Genomic DNA, 17,264 nt, shown 5'->3' with positions numbered 1-17,264 from the left:
CCTGCGCCCGATGCGACGCCCACCTGGGCCACGTCTTCGAAGACGGCCCACCGCCGACCGGCCTGCGCTACTGCATCAACTCCGTCTGCCTGAAGTTCGAACCCCGGGCCTGAGCCCGGCCCCCGATTCCCGATTCCCGATTCCCGTTCACTGTTCACCATTCACCGTTCACCGTTCACCGTTCACCACTCAAACCCTGAACTTGTCCATTTCATTCTTGAGCGATTCCGTCACCCGCTGAAGTTCCCGTGAAATGCCTTCCAGTTTGCGGGCCATCTCTTCGGTCGTCTTCGCCTCTTCGCTCAGACCTTCGTTTTTCACCACCAGATCTCCAAGATTCCTGTCGATCTGCTGCGTCTCCCTCACCGCCTTTCGTGATAGTTCTATCGTCTCCTGTATCCACGCCATCGTCTTGTCGGTCTCGGTAACGACCTGTTCCGTCGTTTCGGTCACCAGCTCGGCGTTGTTCGCCATCGTGTTGATCTCGTCCTGCGCCTGGACGACCCCCTGGACGATGACAGAGACAGCCGCATCGATCTCCGTCAGCGACTTCTGTGTCCTCTCGGCCAGTTTGCGTACCTCGTCGGCGACGACGGCGAAGCCCCGACCGTGTTCACCCGCCCGGGCCGCTTCGATCGCCGCGTTGAGGGCCAGCAGATTGGTCTGGTCGGCGATCTCTTTGATGATCGCGATGACATCCTTGATCTGATTGGTCTGATCGGCCAGCGACGTGACGTTTTGGGCCACCTCTTTGGCACCACCGGCGTCTTCGATGATTTTGGCGGCCACCTGTGTCAGCGTCTTTTGCATATGATCGAGGGTATGGTAGGTCTGTTCCACATCTTTCGACGTATCCGAAACCGACTCCTCCGCGATCTTGAGATCCTCTTTGATATCGCCTGCCAGCATCTTCGTCTCGTCGACCAGATGGTTTTGCGTCTCCACCGTCTTTTTGATCTCGTCCGCATCTCTCTTGATCTCCCGGGAGACCTGTACGGCCCTCTCCATCGACGTTTTCATGCTCTGGATGATCCCCTGCACCTTTTCGATAAAGGCGTTGACGGCGTGGGCCGTCTCACCGATTTCATCGTTGGAGTGCACATCGATACGCCGCGTCAGATCACCCTCGCCGTGGGCCAGATCTTTGATACGACGATTCAACTCTCCGATCGGTTTGACAACCGTCCTGGAGATGATGACGATCAGTATCGCCAGCATGATCAGATCGACGATCAGCATGACGACGAGCTGTACGATCAGGGCGTTGGCGGCATGGTCGATGACGCTTTCGATCACTTTCAGAGGCTTGCCGATCAGAGCGTAGCCGACGGTCTGGCCGCTGAAATCTTCGATCGGCAGAGAGACGACGAAATAATGCGCTGTCCTGAAAACCGGCTCGAGACTTTCGACACCCTTCAGATCGGCTACGAAACCCTCGTCGAACGCCCCTTTTTTCGTCACGACGGCATACCTTCCCATCAACGTTTCCCGGGTTTTGAGAAATGTGGCGATATCGGAAAATTTCCTGTCCATGACGGTGACGATATCGATGCCGTCCTTTTTCGCCGTTTTCGAAATGGAGTTGAGCCCCTGGATAAATTCTACACTTCCCAGATAGCGGCCATCTTCCAAAACGGGCGCCACACCCCTGAGCACCAGACCGGCCCTTCCTATCTCGATGGCCGCCAGCGGCGCTTTTCGCTCCTTGACGGCGACGATCGTCTTTCTGAAACCGCTCAGATCGTCTCCATACTTTTCGGGTTTCCACAGACGCACGAAAGAGTGCAGATCGGCGGTATGGACATGGATTTTGATATTTTTGAAATCGGTATATTGTTTGAATTCGTTATCGATTTTGGAGAGACCCCGGATCGCCAGAGAGCGGTTCCCATCCCGCAGCGCCCGGATAACGTAGAGGTTGTTGGCGATGTTGATGGCGTTGGTAAGGCCGATCTGCCGTTTCGCTTCGTATTTCTGGGAGAAATAGGTCGAAAGCGCCCTCCTCTCCTTGGCGAAAACGTCCTCTTTGATATGTTCGATCGAATCAAAAGAGTTGACCGCGATGATGACTGTCGCGACAACGATGGAGAGGATCAGAGGGATATAGATTTTCTGGCCGATTTTCAGATTTTTGAACATGGTACTCCCCTTCTTTTTCATCTCAGAAAATCGACATAAAATAGAAAATGTTAATAATTGGAAAGTATCATTTCCGCACGGCCCGTCCTATGATCAGTGCGATCGCCACGATGATCAGCACTCCGATAAGCGGCATTATCCATGGATTCTCCTTCGCCTTGTCGAGCATCGAGAGGACTGTCTTGCCGCCAAGATAGCTTGTACCTCCCACGACCACGGCCCATACCGCCGCCGCCAGGAGATTGAGCACCCCGAATTTCACGGCGTCGTAGCGGGTCAGACCGATGGCGATGGGCACCAGCGTCTTGACTCCGTAGATATACTTCTGCAGAAAGATGACCCACGTGCCGTACTTTTTCATCAGCAAGTGGGTGTAGGCGAGCTTGCGCCGGTGCTTTTTCAGGTACTCCATCATCTGGTGCCGGTTGGCCCGGGTAAAAAGCAGCAGCGCCTGATCTCCGATGAAGTTGGCCGCGAACGCCACGGCGATACTGGTGGTAAGGTCCATCTTCCCGATGGAGGCGAGCACCCCCGCCGCCGCCAGGGCGAAAAACCCGCCGCCGAGCGAATAGAGAAACAGGATGATATATCCGTAGGTCGTCAGATTGTTGAGTATCTCTTCCACATGCACCTTTCCAATAGTTTCGGGAAGTGTTCCGGCCGTGATTTTAGCCTGTTTCGATAAAATAGGCAAAAAAAGAAAGGTCCTCTCATGATCGAACACCTCCGTCCCGTTTCGCTCCGGGGCAGCGATCCCGAGATAAAACGTGAAGAGATCCGTCACTCCTTTCATACCACGTTCGATACCTTCGAATCGCTCTACTCGCTTCTTGAAAACGACGAAGCCTTCTATCACCGCCCCGAGCCTCTGCGCCATCCGCACATCTTCTATTTCGGTCACACCGCCGTCTTCTTCGTCAACAAGCTGATCCTGGCGAAGATCGTCGACAGTCGCATCGACCCGAAACTGGAGTCGATCTTCGCCGTCGGTGTCGACGAGATGAGCTGGGACGACCTGGACGAAACCCACTACGACTGGCCCTCCGTCGACGCCACGAGACTCTACCGCGACGCCGTCCGGGCCCTCGTGGACGAGCTGATCACGACGCTGCCCCTCGAACTCCCGATCACGTGGGACTCTCCCTGGTGGGTCATCCTGATGGGGATCGAGCACGAGCGTATCCATATCGAAACCTCCTCGGTACTGATCCGGCAGACCGACATATCCCTCGTGCGATCCCACCCCGACTGGCCGCTATGCACCCGAAAGGGTCCTGCCCCGGCCAACGAACTGCTCCCGGTCCCCGGGGGACGCGTCCTCATCGGCAAGAGCCGAAACGACGACTTCTACGGATGGGACAACGAGTACGGCCGCCACGAGGCGGAGATTCCCGCCTTCGAAGCCTCGAAATACCTGGTCACCAACGGCGAGTTCATGGCCTTCGTCGAAGCGGGAGGCTACGAAACCGACCGCTGGTGGAGCGACGAGGGGGTGGCCTGGCGGAATTACAAAGAGGCGAAACACCCCCACTTCTGGATTCCAGACGGAGAGGGAGGATGGCGCTACCGGGCCCTGACGGAGATCGTCGAGATGCCCCTCGACTGGCCTGTCGACGTCAACTACCACGAAGCGAAGGCCTTCTGCGCCTGGCTGGGGGAACGGACCGGAACGAAGCTGCGGCTCCCTACCGAGGACGAGTGGTATCGTCTGGCGGAACACTGCGGCGTGCCCGACCTGCCGCAGTGGGGCCCGAAAGCTCCCGCCAACGTCGGCCTCGAGCACTTCGCCTCCGCCACGCCCGTCTCGATGTTCGCCCATGGCGACTTCCACGACGTCGTCGGCAACCTCTGGCAGTGGACCGAAACCCCCATCTACCCCTTCGAAGGGTTCGAAGTCCATCCGATCTACGACGATTTCACGACCCCCACCTTCGACGGCCGCCACAACCTCATCAAAGGAGGCTCTTTCGCCAGCACCGGAAACGAACTCCTGCGAAGCGCCCGCTACGCCTTCCGCCGCCACTTCTTCCAGCACGCGGGGTTCCGCTACGTACGGAGCGACTACGAGGAGCGGATCGGTTCGGCGGCCTACGAAAACGACACGCAGGTAAGCCAGTATTGTGAATTCGGGTGGGGCGACACCTACTTCGGCGTCCCCAACTACCCCGAAACCTGCGCGCGCCTCTGCATCGAAGCGACCGAAGGCAAGCGCAGAGGGCGGGCGCTGGATATCGGATGCGCCACGGGGCGAAGCACTCTCGAACTCGCCAAAGCGTTCGAAAAGGTGACGGGGCTCGACTTTTCGGCCCGCTTCATCGGCGTAGCCGAAAGGATGCGCAGCGAAGGGCGTATCCGCTACACGATCCCGACGGAAGGGGAGCTGGTGGAGTACAAGGAGGCCAAGCTCCCGCCCCCGCTGGCCCGGGTGGCGGACCGTGTCGATTTCTGGCAGGCCGACGCCTGCAATCTCAAACCGATCTTCACCGGCTACGACCTGGTCACCGCCTTCAACCTGATCGACCGCCTCTACGACCCCGCCAAATTCCTTCGGGACATTACGGAACGGATCGACGGCGGGGGCCTGCTCGTGCTCAGCTCGCCCTACACGTGGCTCGAAAGCCACACGCCCAAAGAGAAGTGGCTGGGCGGATACAAAAAAGACGGCGAACCGGTCACGACGCTCGACGGTCTCAAGGCACACCTGGAGCCGGCGTTCCGCCTCGTCGAAACGCGCGATATCGAATTCGTCATCCGGGAGACGGCACGCAAGTTCCAGCACTCCGTCGCACAGATGACGATCTGGGAGAAGCTGTGAGTCCCTTCGACACACCCGTCGACCGCAGCGGCACCTACAGCGTCAAATACGACGGGCGTAAAGCGAAATTCGGTACCGACGACGTGCTGCCGCTCTGGGTCGCCGACATGGACCTCCCCGCCCCCGAGTGCGTCACCGACGCCCTCGTGATACGGGCGAAACACCCCGTTTACGGCTATACGGTCTATCCCGACCGTTTCTACGACGCCATCGCACACTGGATGAAACACCGTCACGCATGGAGCCTCCGAAAAGAAGCGATCGTCCCGATTCCCGGCGTCGTTCCGGCGCTCAACTTTCTCGTCACGGCATTGACGGAACCCGGCGACGCCGTCTTGATCCAGCCGCCGGTCTATCACCCCTTTTTCCGTCTGGGCAAACATCACGGAAGGAGGCTGCTGGAGAACCCTCTCATCTACGAAGCGGGAGAGTACCGGATCGATTTCGACGACTTCCGCGTGAAAGCGAAAGAGGCGAAACTCTTCGTTCTCTGTTCGCCCCACAATCCGGTCGGGCGCGTCTGGAAGCAAGAAGAGCTGGAAAAAATGGCGGCCGTCTGCCTCGAAGAGGGGTGCCTGATCGTCAGCGACGAAGTCCACGCCGACATCGTCTACCCGCCGCACCGCCACACGCCCGTTGCCGCACTCTCTCCCGATATCTCCGATATCGCGATCACCCTCAACGCCCCCTCCAAAACTTTCAACATCGCAGGCCTCAACACCGCCTACGCCATCATCGAAAACGATTCGATCCGCCGGCGCTTCGAAACGGAACTGAAACGGTACGACCTGACGATGGGCAACCTGTTTGGCATCGAGGCGCTGACGGCCTCTTACGAATGCGGTGAAAAATGGCTGGAGGAGCTTCTGGTTTACCTGCGTGAAAACATCCGTTTCGTCACGAAGTTTCTTGCCGAACACGTTCCGCAGATCCGGCCCGTCACCCCGGAGGCGACCTATCTGATGTGGCTCGACTGCCGGGGTCTTGGCATGGACGACGAAGCGATGGAGAGGTTTTTCGTCGAAAAGGCGAAACTGGGGCTCAACACGGGGGTGAGCTTCGGCAAAGAGGGCAGCGGCTTCATGCGGCTCAATGTCGGCTGCCCCCGTGCCACCCTCGAGGAGGCGATGCGACGTCTGAAAGGAGCGATGGAAGAAGATGTCTGACAAACTGGGACTCAAGGAGCTGGTCGCCATCGGTATCGGAAGCATGATCGGCGGAGGCATCTTTTCGGTCATGGGCCTGGCCAACGCCGTCGCGGGGCACGCCACGATCTTCGTCTTCCTCATGGGCGGCCTCATCGCCCTCTTCGCCGGCTACAACTACGCGCGCCTCGCCGTCACCTACCGCCAGGACGGCGCCAGCTACACCTATCTTCAGCACGCTTTCCCCGAAAATCCGACGATCGCCGCCTTCGTGGGATGGAGCGTCATCGTCGGCTACATCGGAACCCTGGCGCTCTACGCCTACACTTTCGGCGCCTACGGGGCGGCGGCGCTGGGATACGCCGACAATCCGCTCGTGCGTACCCTGCTGGCCTTCGCCATCCTTTCACTCTTTCTCTGGATCAACCTGCAGGGGGTCCGGGAAGCGGGAGAGAGCGAGGATGTCATCGTCTTTTTCAAAGTGGCGATCATGATGACGCTGGGCGTCGTCGGCCTCTTCTACATCGAACCCGCCCATTTCCAACCACTCTTCGACAAGGGATTTCCCTCGGTACTTCTCAGCGGGGCACTGGTCTTCGTCGCCTTCGAAGGATTCCAGCTCATCACCAACGCCGTCGTCGAAACGGACGATCCCGTGAAGAACACGCCGCGGGCCATCTACCTCTCCATCGTGATCGTGACGCTCATCTACGTCACTCTCGCGCTCTCGGTCCTGGGCATTCTCACCTTCGAAGAGATCCAGTCGGCCAAGGAGTACGCCATCGCCGAAGCGCTGAAGCCGATCTTCGGGGAGTGGGGCTTCATTCTCGCGTCTCTCGCCGCGCTGCTGGCCACCAGCAGCGCCATCAACGGCACGCTCTTCGGTGCCAGCCGTATGCTGGCCGACATCGCCCAGGACGGGATCTTTCCCTCGATCCTGGCACGCCGGAACCACCGGATGATTCCCTACTACTCCCTCCTGCTGATGTTCACGCTCTCATCCATCTTCGTACTTTTCGGAGCGCTGGAGAGCATCGTCGCCTTTTCGAGCATCACGTTTCTTCTGGTCTCTCTGGCCGTCGCCATAGCCAATCTCGTCCTTCGGAAAAAGACGGGCTCGAATCCTCTCATTATCCTCACATCCATCGGATTGATGGCGGCCACGGTCGGGTTGATGCTCTGGTACCTCTATGACAACGATCCCAAAACCCTGACCGATATCGGGCTCGTCTATCTGCTGATCGCGATACTCTTTTTCATTTTCCGCAGCACGAAACGGCACTGAATCTCATACCTCACCCCTCTGCGGGGATACCGAAAATGACGACGGAGAGCGCGATCGAGGCCACCAGGGCGTATCCCAGAAATTTCGGCCACCGGTTCGGGATATCCTCGTGCTTGAACGCCGTCATCGCCGCCACCATGCTCTGAAGCGTATAGTAGAGGGCAAAGGCCCGGGAGGCGTAGGTGATGATTTCGAAAACGTTCGACGTCCAGATGATGAGAAGTCCGCCCACCGCGATGAGGATGTAGCCGATGCCCTGGGATATCCGTTTGCGGCTCAGCTCCTCCAGAAGTCCGCTGCCCCCCTGGGCGTCCGCCACCGCCGCGTCGAATTGGGCGATCAGCGCCAAAGAGACGAGCATGATCGGCAGGATCGTCGCCACACGGCCCGAAAGTGCGATGATCGCCGTATCCTGACCGCTTTCGGGCAACGGATAGTTGAAATAGTAGAGCATCAAAGCGATGTAGAGCACGTAGATGCCCCCGCTGATCCACTGGGCGTAGCGCATCGTCCGTATCCGAAGATGGGGCGGGAACTTCTCTCCCAGATAGCGCGACGTCTCGAACCCCTGCACGACGATCAGCATCCCCAGTACCATCCGTATCTCCTGCCATCCCGGCGTACCGCCGTCGGGAGGCAGGTGCCACACTCCCTGCTGCCAAGCCGTCCAGTTGCCCCAGGCGAGCCCCGCCAGCAGCCCCGCGATGATCCCCAGCTTCAACGCCTCGAACTTGTCCAGAAAGTTGAATCCCCTGTGCTGCCCGTAGAAGGCGATGAAAATCAGCACGGCCGTCGTGATGGAGCGCGCAAGCGTCTGATCGACGATACCCGCGCCCCGCAGCATGAAATCGCCAAACAGCGTCAGGTAGTAGGTGACCGAGACGACATAGGCGAAAGCCAGCGCCCATTCGGAGAGCCGCTCGAAGGTCAGAGCCGTCACATGCAGCGTGCCCGCCGCCAGTTTCGGTTCGACCCACCGGATGTTGAAACGTATCGCCGAACCGATGGCGTAGGCGGTGAGCACGAGAGCGGCCATCGCGACGACGGCCAGTCTACCCACGCTCATCTGCAGAATCGGCGCGATGACCAGAAAACCGCTTCCGATGATCGAGGCCAGCGGGATGACCGTCGCGGTCCACCAGGAACTCTTTTCGACCGGTTTGCTGAAAAGCAGCGCCGTCACGAGCAGCGTGGCGACGATGACGACGATATTGGCGATCATTCCGATTTCAACCCTTCATAGCATTGTCGCATCACGGGTGTGGGTATGCCGTGCGCTTCCCCTCTTCTTACCACATGGCCGCTCAACTGCTCCAGCTCGGTCTTTTTGCCGGCTCTGAAGTCGAGCCACATCGAGGTGGGGGAGTCGTAGGGGACTTTGGCCACCTGTTTCATGACGTTGGCGATATCCTCTTCATTCAGTTCCGCCCCCTCCGCACGGCCCACCGCCAGAATTTCGTGCAGGATCGCGTCGAGCTCCTCACCGTGCTTTTCCACCACCGCCCCCATCGGCTCGTCGTAGAATGAGGTGAGCGTCGCCATCGCGGCGATGAGAAGGTACTTTTTCCACACATCGGTCGTGATGCGGCCGCTTACCTTCGTTTTGACGCCGGCTTTCGCGAAAGCTTCGCCCAGACGCTTCAGCGATTCCGGTATCTCCCCGTCGACGCCGAATACGGCCATCGCCCCTTTTCCCTTGAGGATCACCTTTCCGGGCCCGGCGATATGGGAGACGACATAGATCGCCCCGTTGGCGACGGGATTGTCGGGAAAAAGACGCTTCAGCACCTCCGCGTTGCCGACCCCGTTGCCGAAAGGGATCAGCCAGGTTTCCGGAGCGATCATCGGTTTCGCCTTCAAAGCGGCGGCTTCCAGATCGTACCCCTTCGTGCAAAAGAGCACCGCGTCCATCTTCTCTGCGAAATCTTTCGGATCGTCCGAAACGGCATGGGGCTTCGCACTGAAACCGCCGCCGGGTGTCTCGATACGGAGTCCCTCCCGCCGGATCGCCTCGAGATGTTCGCCCCGTGCCACCAGATAGACCTTTTCGCCGCTTTTTGCCAGCATCGCGGCGAGATATCCGCCGACACCGCCGGCTCCGACGATGCCGATCTTCATCCTCGCACCTCGTCCGTCAACGGCAAAAACGCCTGCTCGTCCGGATCGAAATACTCGATTTCACCCGTATCGAGGCGGTAGTACCATCCATGCAGAAAGAGCGTTCCCTCCATCACCCGTTTCCTGACGTTCGGGTAGGTCAGAAGATTCTGCAGCTGGAAGATGACGGAAAATTTCTCCGTCGCCTCCAGAAGCTCCGCTTTTTCCCCCTTCGGTACGCTTTTAAGAGCCAGCTCCTTCGCCGGCATCCCGAGTTCCAGCCACTTGATCGTATGCACCATCTCGTCGGCGTAGGCGCTGTGGTCCTGATAGAGCGCCTTGACCGCCCCGCAGTCGCTGTGGCCGCAGACGATGATCTCCCCCACCTCCAGACTGAAAGCGGCATACTCGATGGCGGCCGCCGTGGCGTGAAAATCGTTGTCGGGCTTGTAGGGGGGCACGAAATTGCCCACATTGCGCATGACGAAAAGATCTCCGGGCCCCGTGGAGGTGATCAGTGTCGGTATGACCCGCGAATCGCTGCAGCCGATAAAGAGGGCTTTGGGGTTCTGCCCCTTCTCCACCAGTTCCAGAAAATCCTTTTCATGTTTTTTGAAATGGATCTCCTTGAAGGCTTCGACCCCTTTTTTCCAGTGCTCCTGTTTCATGGTTTGGCCCGTTTCTCAGTAGTTGTCGTATTTGCCGGCTTCGACTTCCTCTTTGAGCCGGTCGATCGCCTCTTCCATCGCCGTGATGATCAGCCGCGCCGACTCGCGGTCGTCGTTTTCGGGAATGTCCCAGTCGAAGATCTTCAGGTTCGCCTTGAAGATCGCCCGTATCTCCGTCTCGATCTCGCTTTTCATCTTTTCGTACTCTTTGTGCTGTGCATCCATCACACTCTCCTTGCGCTGTTTTGACCGATTATAGCACTCCACGACACACTTTTCTCTGATAAAATGGCGCTATGAAACATCCGATACTTCTTTTCTTTCTCTTTCATACCCTTCTCTTCGCCCATATCATCCCTTATGAAACAGGGTGTTCCGAAGCGCATTCCGAAAAGTTCCGTATACTCGACAGTGTGGAAGTACGTTTCGCTCCGCTCGGGGGCATCCCCTTCGAAGGGATTTCCGACCTGGCATACGACACCGGACACCGCCTCCTTTACGCCGTCAGCGACCGCGGATGGCTCTACCGGCTGAAACTTCTCATCAAAGACAGGAAGATCCAAAAGTTGGAGCTCACCGACGCCATGACGCTCACCGACGCGAAAGGCAACGATCCGGATGGGAAAAAATGGCGTGATGCCGAAGGGATGACTCTGACACGCGAAGGACTTCTCGTCGCTTTCGAACGCAGACCGAGAATCGTCCTCTACACTCCGGATGGAAGATTCGTCGAAAAAGCGAAACTCCCCAAACCGCTGAAAAAAGCGAAACGTTACCGGGGAAAGAACAAGATGCTCGAATCGGTGGCCTGGCATCCGCGCTACGGGATCGTCACGGCACCGGAACGACCTCTCAAACAGTGCGATGCATCGTCGCATACCATCTACTCAAAGAAGAAGCGATGGGAAATCCCCGCATCCGGTTCCCTGACCGCCATCGAAACGACGGCAAAAGGCGATATCCTCATCCTCGAACGCGACTACGACTGGCTGACGGGAAACAGAACTCTTCGCCTCTCGCTCGTTCGTATCGCAAAGTGTAAAAAGAGATGCATCAAAGAGACCGTCGCGGTACTGAGAACGACGGATGGATGCCGTCTGGACAATTTCGAAGGTCTCACGAGAGTGGATAAAGATCGCTATCTGATGATCAGTGACGACAACGGCAGCCCCTTTCAGAAAACGCTGCTCGTTCTTTTCGAAATTTCCGAATGAGAAGAAAAGTTACCTGGATCGACGGGCTTTGCGCTCCCTGTGGACCGAACGGACCCAGAGTCGGTTGACGATGAAGTAGACCGCCGGTGCCACGGTGAAGGAGTAGAAGAAGGTTCCCACATAGAGCGGAACGAAAATGTCTCCCAGGTTCTCCTTGAACCATTCGGTCGTCATCTCGATGCCGTGCAGCGGCTCCATACCCAGCAGCCAGCAGCCCGTCAGATACTCCATGTAATACATCGGCGGCATCGTGAAGGGGTTGGAGAGCCAGCACATGGCGATGGCGACGGGGACGTTGAATCGGATAAAGGGAGTGACGGCCAAGACGGCCAGCATCTGAAACGGCATCGGTATGAAAGCGATGAAAAGCCCCACCAGCAGCCCTTTGGAGACGGAACGGCGGTTGATCGAGAGGTATTCGCGGGGAATCTTGTACTTCTGGATGAAGGCTTCGATTTTCGGGTGGCGAGGTTTGTTGCTTTTGAATACTTTTCTGACCATGCGTTTACGCTCTATTTTGTGTTTGAACGATTATAGGCCTTTGTGCCGGTTCTGTCAAGAACCTCTCTCACGTAGCGATCCACATTTCACCCACGAAGAGTCCCAGGCCCATCATACCCAGCGTAAGAAGGAAAAACTGTGTCACCCGCCACCCCAGTTTCGCGCCCCCCAGCCAGTAGACGATGCCGAGTTTGACGAGCGAGTTCGTCACGGAAGCGATGACGATGCCGTTCATCGAAGCGATCTGGGCCAGTTTGCCCTCTTTTGCCAGCTGGCTGAGGGAGAGGGTGATGGCGTCGACATCGGTGATCCCCGAAAAGAGAGAGACGATGTAGACGCCGATATCGCCATAGCGGGTCTGAACGAAAGCGATGGCGCCGTAGACGATGCCAAAAAGGAGGCCGAACTTGATCGCTTCGCTCAGTTGCAGGGGATTTTTCATGATGGCGCTGTTTTCCAGCGAGATCTCCGCACTTTTCGAATGGGTAAAGAGCCACCAGCTGAAGGCGAGTCCGCTCAGGGCAGCCCCCAGATAGGCCGGAGAGAGCCGAAGCGCCAGCTCCGGATGGATGACGAAGGCTTCGAAAAGGACCCGCAGATACATGAAGGTACATGCGACGGCGATCCCCCCGGCGTAGTTGTTGAGCAGCCCGTACTGCCGCTGGAACATTTCGGAGAGCGAGATCGAGACGGCGGTGGAGGAGATGAGCCCTCCGGCGGCACCCGTCAGAAAGACCCCGTGCTTCTGCCCCAGCACCTTGATCGCCACGTAGCCGACGAAGGAGATCCCGGCGATGATGACGGCCATCAGCCACGTCTTGTAGGGATTGAAGAGGTGGTAGGGGCCGATCATCTCGTCGGGGAGCACCGGCAGCACGATGAAACTCATCGCCAGCAGCAGCGTCACGGCGTGGATGTCGGTGGGGCTGATGTGGGTTTCGATCTGCTGCAACCTCGGTTTGATCTCCAGAAGCACGATCATCGTGACACCGATGAAGATGGCGTAGTTCTCCAGATGGTACCAGATCATCATCCCCAGAAAGAAGGTGACCAGCGCGGCGATCTGCGTCGTCATCCCCCACCTCTTCTGCTCCCGCACCTTCAGGACGTAGGAGACCGCCACCATCATCGCGAAGACGGCGGTGGAGACGAGGATGAAGCCGGAAACGTACTCCTCGATCCATCCCGACAGAAAACCGGCCAGGGCGATCAGCGAAAAGGTGCGGCTGCCGGCGAAGACCTGTTCCCCTTTGTAGAGGTAGGTCATGGAGCGCTGCATACCGATCAGAAAACCGAGCACCAGCGCCACCATCAGCGACTTGAGTATCGCGTAATCCATCTCTCAACCCCTTCTTTTCATCACCCACCACTCGAAGGCTTTGTAGAGCTCGACGACGAAGAAGATGGGCAGCGCCACTTCGAAGATGAGCAGCCAATCCTCCCATCCCAGAGGCACCGTGTGCAGCGCATCCTGCAGAAAAGGCACATAGACGGCGGCGACCTGTGCGCCCACGGTCAGAAGCCAGGCGCCGATGACCCACGGGTTGGTAAAGAGACCGATCACCGGCATCGGCGCGTGGAGGCTGCGGTAGTTGAAGACATTCATCTTCTCGAGAACGATGATGCCCGTAAAGGCGACAGTCTGCGCCAGCGCCACCGCTTCGCCCTCCGGAAGCCCCATCGTCAGATAGTGGTGAAAGAGCCAGAGCGCCCCGCCGCCGATGTAGCCGCCCAGCAGCAGGATCATGAGGATCCCCCGCAGCTGAAGAAACGGCGCGTTGACCGATCGGGGCGGACGCTCCATGATCCCCTTCTCCGCGGGCTCCAGCCCCAGCGCCACCGCCGTCATGCCGTCGGTGACCAGGTTCATCCACAATATCTGCACCGGCAGCAGGATCAGGGGGCCGCCCAGCAGGATGTTGACGAAGATCGCGATCACTTCGCCCGTGTTCGAGGAGAGCAGATAGGTGACGAACTTTTTGATGTTGTCGTACTGCCGCCGCCCTTCCCTGACGGCGCCGACGATGGAGGCGAAGTTGTCGTCGAGCAGAATCATGTCGGCCGCCCCTTTGGCGACGTCGGTACCCCGCAGACCCATGGCGATGCCGATATCGGCCCGCTTGAGTGCCGGGGCGTCGTTGACGCCGTCGCCGGTCATCGCCGTCACGAGCCCCTCTTCCTGCAGCACCTTGACGATGCGCAGCTTGTCCTGCGGCGTCGTCCGGGCGAAGATGACCCCCTCTTTGAGCGCCTCTTTCAGCGCGTCGTCCTCCATCCCCTCCAGCTCGCTGCCGGTGATGGCCCGTGTCGCCTCCAGTCCTATCTCCCGGGCGATCGCCAGGGCCGTCAGCGGCGCATCTCCCGTGATCATCACGACACGGATGCCGGCACGCTGCGCCGTGCGTATCGCCTCGGGCACCTCCGGTCTCGGCGGGTCGATGATCCCCACGACACCCAGCAGCGTCAGCTCCCTCTCCACATCCTCGGGATCGAGTTTCGTATCGGCCGGCAGCACCCGTTTGGCCAGCGCCAGCGTCCTGAGTCCCCTTTTGGCCAGTTCGGTATAGGCCTCCTCGAAGCGGCGACGCATCGTCTCGTCCAGCGGTTTTCTGTCGCTTCCGTCGAAATAGTGGGTCGCCCGCGACAGAAGCACTTCGGGCGCCCCCTTGACGTAGGCGATCCGTTTTCCCTTCTCCTCCACCACCACCGTCATCCGTTTGCGTTCGGAGTTGAAGGAGAATTCGCTGACGATCTTCGGCTCGTTCGGCGTCATCCACGCCTTGTAGGCCGCCACGATCAGCGAGGCTTCGGTCGGTTCGCCCGTGATTTTCCATCCCTCCTTCTCTTTTCTCAAAGAGGCGTGGTTGCACAGAAGCCCCGTCTTCAGAAGAAGAAGCAGATCTTTGCGTCCCTTGTAGTTGATCTTTCGTCCATCCACTTCGAAGTGACCCGCCGGGTCGTAACCGCTTCCGGTGACGTCGACCTCTCCGCCGAACATCCATATCTTTTTCACCGTCATCTGGTTCTGGGTCAGGGTGCCGGTCTTGTCGGTGCAGATGACGTTGGCGCTTCCCAGGTTTTCGGCGGCCTGCAGCCGGCGCAGCAGAGCATGGCGGCGTACCATCGCCTTGACACCCAGTGCCAGCGTGATCGTCACGACCGCAGGCAGCCCCTCGGGTACGACGGCGACGGCCAGCGAGACACCCGTGAGAAACATCTCCATAAGATCCTTGCCGAAAAGATACCCCACGATCGCCACCAGGGCGGAGATGGCGACGGAGAGTATGCCGAGTTTCTTCCCGAGCATCGCCAGTTTTCTCTGCAGGGGTGTCGGTGTCCGCTCCACTTCGCTGGTGAGTTTCGCGATCTTCCCGAACTCCGTCGCCATCCCCGTCGCGACGACGACCCCTTTGGCGTAGCCGTTGGTGACGTTGGTACCCATCCACACCATATCGCGGCGTTCCGCCAGCGGAGCCTTTTCCGGAACGCTTTTGACCCCTTTGGCGACGGAAACCGATTCTCCCGTCAGTGCCGATTCGTCGACTTTGAGATTGACCGCTTCGACCAGACGCAGATCGGCCGGGACACGGTCGCCGATCTCCAGCAGCACGATGTCGCCAGGCACCAGCCATGAGGCGTCGATTTCGATCTCTTTCCCTTCACGGAGCACTTTGCAGCGGGGAGAGAGCATCTTTTGCAGCGCTTCGATCGCCTTTTCCGCCTTGTACTCCTGGACGAACCCGAGGATACCGTTGAGCACGACGATCGCCATGATCGTCACGGCATCCCCCATCTCTCCGATCGCGAAGGAGACCGCCGCGGCGATCAGCAGAATGAGGATGAGCACATCGGTAAACTGCCGCAACAGAATACGGTACCACGACTCTTTTCGGACCGCTTCGATGCGGTTGGGGCCGTAGAGCCGCATCCGCTTTCGGGCCTCTTCCTCCGAAAGCCCCTCTTTGGGATCGCTGCGCAGAAGCTCCAGGACCGCCCTGGCCGGCTTCGCGTGCCACGGCACGGCCGCTTCGGTGATCGCTTCGGCCTCGGGAGCTTCCGCCGCTTCGGGCATCTGCCGGCGCAGCTGGGTATGCCATCTGGAGACGAGCAGAGAAAAAAGGAGCGGCACGACGATCGTCGAGACGGAAGAGGCCGCCACCAGCGCCGTAAAGAGCTGCAGGTCGATCAGCTGTGAATCGAGAAGGAGTTTGGCGACGATGATCTCCGTCGTCAGGCGGGCGTTGAGCCCGATGCCCACCGTCCACGCCTCTTTGACCGTCAGCCGCTTCAGGGGCACCATCAGGAAAATGCCGAGGATCTTGCCCACGAAGGCCGCCAGGAAGAGGAGGATGGCCAGTTCGGGCGCCTCCACCAGCCCCTTCAGATCGACGCTCATTCCGATCCAGAGAAAGAAGATGACGCCGAAAAAACCGTAGGCCACGGCACGGGTGGCACGGGTGGCCCTCTCTCCCGCCAGGCCCGCGCTGTCGAAAACGGGCCGCATCACCATCCCCGCGACGATGGCTCCCACTACCAGCCCCAGGTCGGCGTACTCCGCGAATCCGCCAAAGACGAAAAGGACGATGACCGTCAGCATGATCAGGTTGGTCACCTTCACCTTCGTCCAGTGCGAAAGGGGAATCAGGACGAACCGGCGCACGAACCAGGCCACCGCGGTGAACACGGCGATGTTGGCGGCGATGTCGAGGGCTTCTAGCGTATCGCTGGTCACGACCCCCATCTTCGTGCCGATCCATACCGAGACGAAGGCGACGAGAAAGACTTCGATGACGTCGTCGAGCACACCGGCCCCGACGATGTAGCTGCCCACCTTCGTCCTGATCAGGTTGAACTCGTCCAGTATCGGTACGATCACCGCTTCCGCCGTCGGCATCCTCGTGATGCCGATGACGAAAGCGAGCATCCAGTCGTACCCGAGCCAGAGCATGACCCCCACCCCCATGAGGAAGGGAACGAGGGTATTGAAAACCGTCGCCATGACGATGTCGCCGCTTTGGCGGCGCATCTGCCCCATGTCGATCTGCAGGCCGATGAAAAAGAGCAGAAACAGCACCCCCAGGTCGGCCAGCATCGTGAAAATGTCGCCGTTGAGCCCTTCGGTCAGAATGGCGCCGACAGGCGTATAGTGGATGCCCATCGCCACGAAAAGAGCCGCGAGAATGCCCGGAATCTTCAGGCGCTCGAAAAAACCGGCGAGAAAATAGGTCAGTCCGAACAGAAGCGAAAGCAGCAGCAGAAATTCGCCGAGCAGTTGATCGTTCATCGGGCTCCATTCATTAGAACCTTCTCAAAAATTCCCGTAGGAGAAAATTTTTGAGATGGGTTCCATTGATCAAACATTTTTCACATTTTACTCCCCTCTTACTTAATGGCATAATA

General features: G+C 58.7%; 14 protein-coding genes. 5 read left to right on the top strand and 9 right to left on the bottom strand.

The genetic code is table 11. The annotated features are described in order from the left end of the window. Positions 1-113, top strand: a 113-nt coding sequence (locus tag Q1K23_RS02335; RefSeq protein ID WP_300361885.1) for a peptide-methionine (R)-S-oxide reductase, incomplete at its 5' end; no start/stop codon positions are given. 76 nt (positions 114-189) lie between these two features. On the opposite strand, the gene Q1K23_RS02330 is transcribed toward Q1K23_RS02335, so the two are convergent. Both Q1K23_RS02330 and Q1K23_RS02325 read right to left on the bottom strand, forming a co-directional pair. After that, entirely contained in the window at positions 190-2,139 is a 1,950-nt protein-coding gene (locus Q1K23_RS02330; protein ID WP_300361881.1) for a methyl-accepting chemotaxis protein, read from the bottom strand. 67 nt (positions 2,140-2,206) lie between these two features. After that, complete coding sequence (locus Q1K23_RS02325) at positions 2,207-2,764, bottom strand: DedA family protein (RefSeq protein WP_300361879.1); 558 nt, start codon at positions 2,762-2,764, stop codon at positions 2,207-2,209. Positions 2,765-2,851: 87 nt separating this feature from the next. Between Q1K23_RS02325 and ovoA the strand changes: the two genes are divergently transcribed. The 3 genes from ovoA to Q1K23_RS02310 are packed head-to-tail and all read left to right on the top strand — an operon-like array spanning position 2,852 to position 7,384. Beyond that, the gene (gene ovoA / locus Q1K23_RS02320) at positions 2,852-4,954 is read left to right on the top strand and encodes a 5-histidylcysteine sulfoxide synthase (protein ID WP_300361877.1); all 2,103 of its coding nucleotides are present in this window, start codon (positions 2,852-2,854) and stop codon (positions 4,952-4,954) included. Next, a complete protein-coding gene (locus tag Q1K23_RS02315; protein WP_300361875.1) occupies positions 4,951-6,120 on the top strand; it encodes a PatB family C-S lyase in 1,170 nt (389 codons plus the stop codon). The genes ovoA and Q1K23_RS02315 overlap by 4 nt, the downstream gene beginning before the upstream one ends. Continuing rightward, the gene (locus Q1K23_RS02310; protein WP_300361872.1) at positions 6,113-7,384 is read left to right on the top strand and encodes an APC family permease; all 1,272 of its coding nucleotides are present in this window, start codon (positions 6,113-6,115) and stop codon (positions 7,382-7,384) included. The genes Q1K23_RS02315 and Q1K23_RS02310 overlap by 8 nt, the downstream gene beginning before the upstream one ends. 10 nt (positions 7,385-7,394) lie before the next feature. Here the strand turns inward: Q1K23_RS02310 and Q1K23_RS02305 are convergent, their stop codons facing one another. Genes Q1K23_RS02305 through Q1K23_RS02290 form a run of 4 tightly spaced genes read right to left on the bottom strand, consistent with a single transcriptional unit; the run spans position 7,395 to position 10,374 of the window. After that, positions 7,395-8,606, bottom strand: coding sequence for a hypothetical protein (locus Q1K23_RS02305; protein WP_300361870.1), 1,212 nt, complete (start codon positions 8,604-8,606; stop codon positions 7,395-7,397). Then, the gene (locus tag Q1K23_RS02300) at positions 8,603-9,502 is read right to left on the bottom strand and encodes a 2-dehydropantoate 2-reductase (protein WP_300361868.1); all 900 of its coding nucleotides are present in this window, start codon (positions 9,500-9,502) and stop codon (positions 8,603-8,605) included. The genes Q1K23_RS02305 and Q1K23_RS02300 overlap by 4 nt, the downstream gene beginning before the upstream one ends. Then, complete coding sequence (locus Q1K23_RS02295; protein ID WP_300361866.1) at positions 9,499-10,149, bottom strand: carbonic anhydrase; 651 nt, start codon at positions 10,147-10,149, stop codon at positions 9,499-9,501. Before Q1K23_RS02295 ends, Q1K23_RS02300 begins: the two co-directional genes overlap by 4 nt. A gap of 15 nt (positions 10,150-10,164) precedes the next feature. Further along, positions 10,165-10,374 carry a hypothetical protein gene (locus Q1K23_RS02290; RefSeq protein ID WP_300361864.1) on the bottom strand — a complete coding sequence of 70 codons (210 nt, stop codon included), beginning with the start codon at positions 10,372-10,374 and terminating at the stop codon, positions 10,165-10,167. Between the two features lie 71 nt (positions 10,375-10,445). Here Q1K23_RS02290 and Q1K23_RS02285 point away from each other — a divergent pair, with 71 nt between their 5' ends. Beyond that, positions 10,446-11,363, top strand: a complete 918-nt coding sequence (locus tag Q1K23_RS02285) for an esterase-like activity of phytase family protein (RefSeq protein ID WP_300361862.1) — start codon at positions 10,446-10,448, stop codon at positions 11,361-11,363. Positions 11,364-11,372: 9 nt separating this feature from the next. Here Q1K23_RS02285 and Q1K23_RS02280 read toward each other — a convergent pair whose 3' ends face one another. The 3 genes from Q1K23_RS02280 to Q1K23_RS02270 form a co-directional block, all read right to left on the bottom strand. After that, on the bottom strand, positions 11,373-11,864 hold the full coding sequence (locus Q1K23_RS02280; protein ID WP_300361860.1) for a DUF2062 domain-containing protein: 492 nt from the start codon (positions 11,862-11,864) through the stop codon (positions 11,373-11,375). Positions 11,865-11,931: 67 nt separating this feature from the next. Then, the gene (locus tag Q1K23_RS02275) at positions 11,932-13,203 is read right to left on the bottom strand and encodes an MgtC/SapB family protein (RefSeq protein WP_300361858.1); all 1,272 of its coding nucleotides are present in this window, start codon (positions 13,201-13,203) and stop codon (positions 11,932-11,934) included. Between the two features lie 3 nt (positions 13,204-13,206). Continuing rightward, on the bottom strand, positions 13,207-17,148 hold the full coding sequence (locus tag Q1K23_RS02270; RefSeq protein WP_300361856.1) for an HAD-IC family P-type ATPase: 3,942 nt from the start codon (positions 17,146-17,148) through the stop codon (positions 13,207-13,209). Positions 17,149-17,264 lie beyond the last annotated feature (116 nt).

This window comes from Hydrogenimonas sp. (genome assembly GCF_029933015.1).
In the GTDB taxonomy this organism is placed as follows: Bacteria; Campylobacterota; Campylobacteria; order Campylobacterales; family Hydrogenimonadaceae; genus Hydrogenimonas.
The sequence above is the reverse complement of the archived record's forward strand: the minus strand, read 5'-3'. Positions and strand labels throughout refer to the sequence as shown.

Excerpts from the sequence above, each read along its gene's own strand:
- Q1K23_RS02305 (WP_300361870.1), bottom strand. The coding sequence starts at position 8,606 with ATGATCGCCAATATCGTCGTCATCGTCGCCACGCTGCTCGTGACGGCG.
- ovoA (WP_300361877.1), top strand. The coding sequence starts at position 2,852 with ATGATCGAACACCTCCGTCCCGTTTCGCTCCGGGGCAGCGATCCCGAG.
- Q1K23_RS02290 (WP_300361864.1), bottom strand. The coding sequence starts at position 10,374 with ATGGATGCACAGCACAAAGAGTACGAAAAGATGAAAAGCGAGATCGAG.
- Q1K23_RS02295 (WP_300361866.1), bottom strand. The coding sequence starts at position 10,149 with ATGAAACAGGAGCACTGGAAAAAAGGGGTCGAAGCCTTCAAGGAGATC.
- Q1K23_RS02330 (WP_300361881.1), bottom strand. The coding sequence starts at position 2,139 with ATGTTCAAAAATCTGAAAATCGGCCAGAAAATCTATATCCCTCTGATC.
- Q1K23_RS02270 (WP_300361856.1), bottom strand. The coding sequence starts at position 17,148 with ATGAACGATCAACTGCTCGGCGAATTTCTGCTGCTGCTTTCGCTTCTG.
- Q1K23_RS02280 (WP_300361860.1), bottom strand. The coding sequence starts at position 11,864 with ATGGTCAGAAAAGTATTCAAAAGCAACAAACCTCGCCACCCGAAAATC.
- Q1K23_RS02300 (WP_300361868.1), bottom strand. The coding sequence starts at position 9,502 with ATGAAGATCGGCATCGTCGGAGCCGGCGGTGTCGGCGGATATCTCGCC.
- Q1K23_RS02310 (WP_300361872.1), top strand. The coding sequence starts at position 6,113 with ATGTCTGACAAACTGGGACTCAAGGAGCTGGTCGCCATCGGTATCGGA.
- Q1K23_RS02275 (WP_300361858.1), bottom strand. The coding sequence starts at position 13,203 with ATGGATTACGCGATACTCAAGTCGCTGATGGTGGCGCTGGTGCTCGGT.
- Q1K23_RS02285 (WP_300361862.1), top strand. The coding sequence starts at position 10,446 with ATGAAACATCCGATACTTCTTTTCTTTCTCTTTCATACCCTTCTCTTC.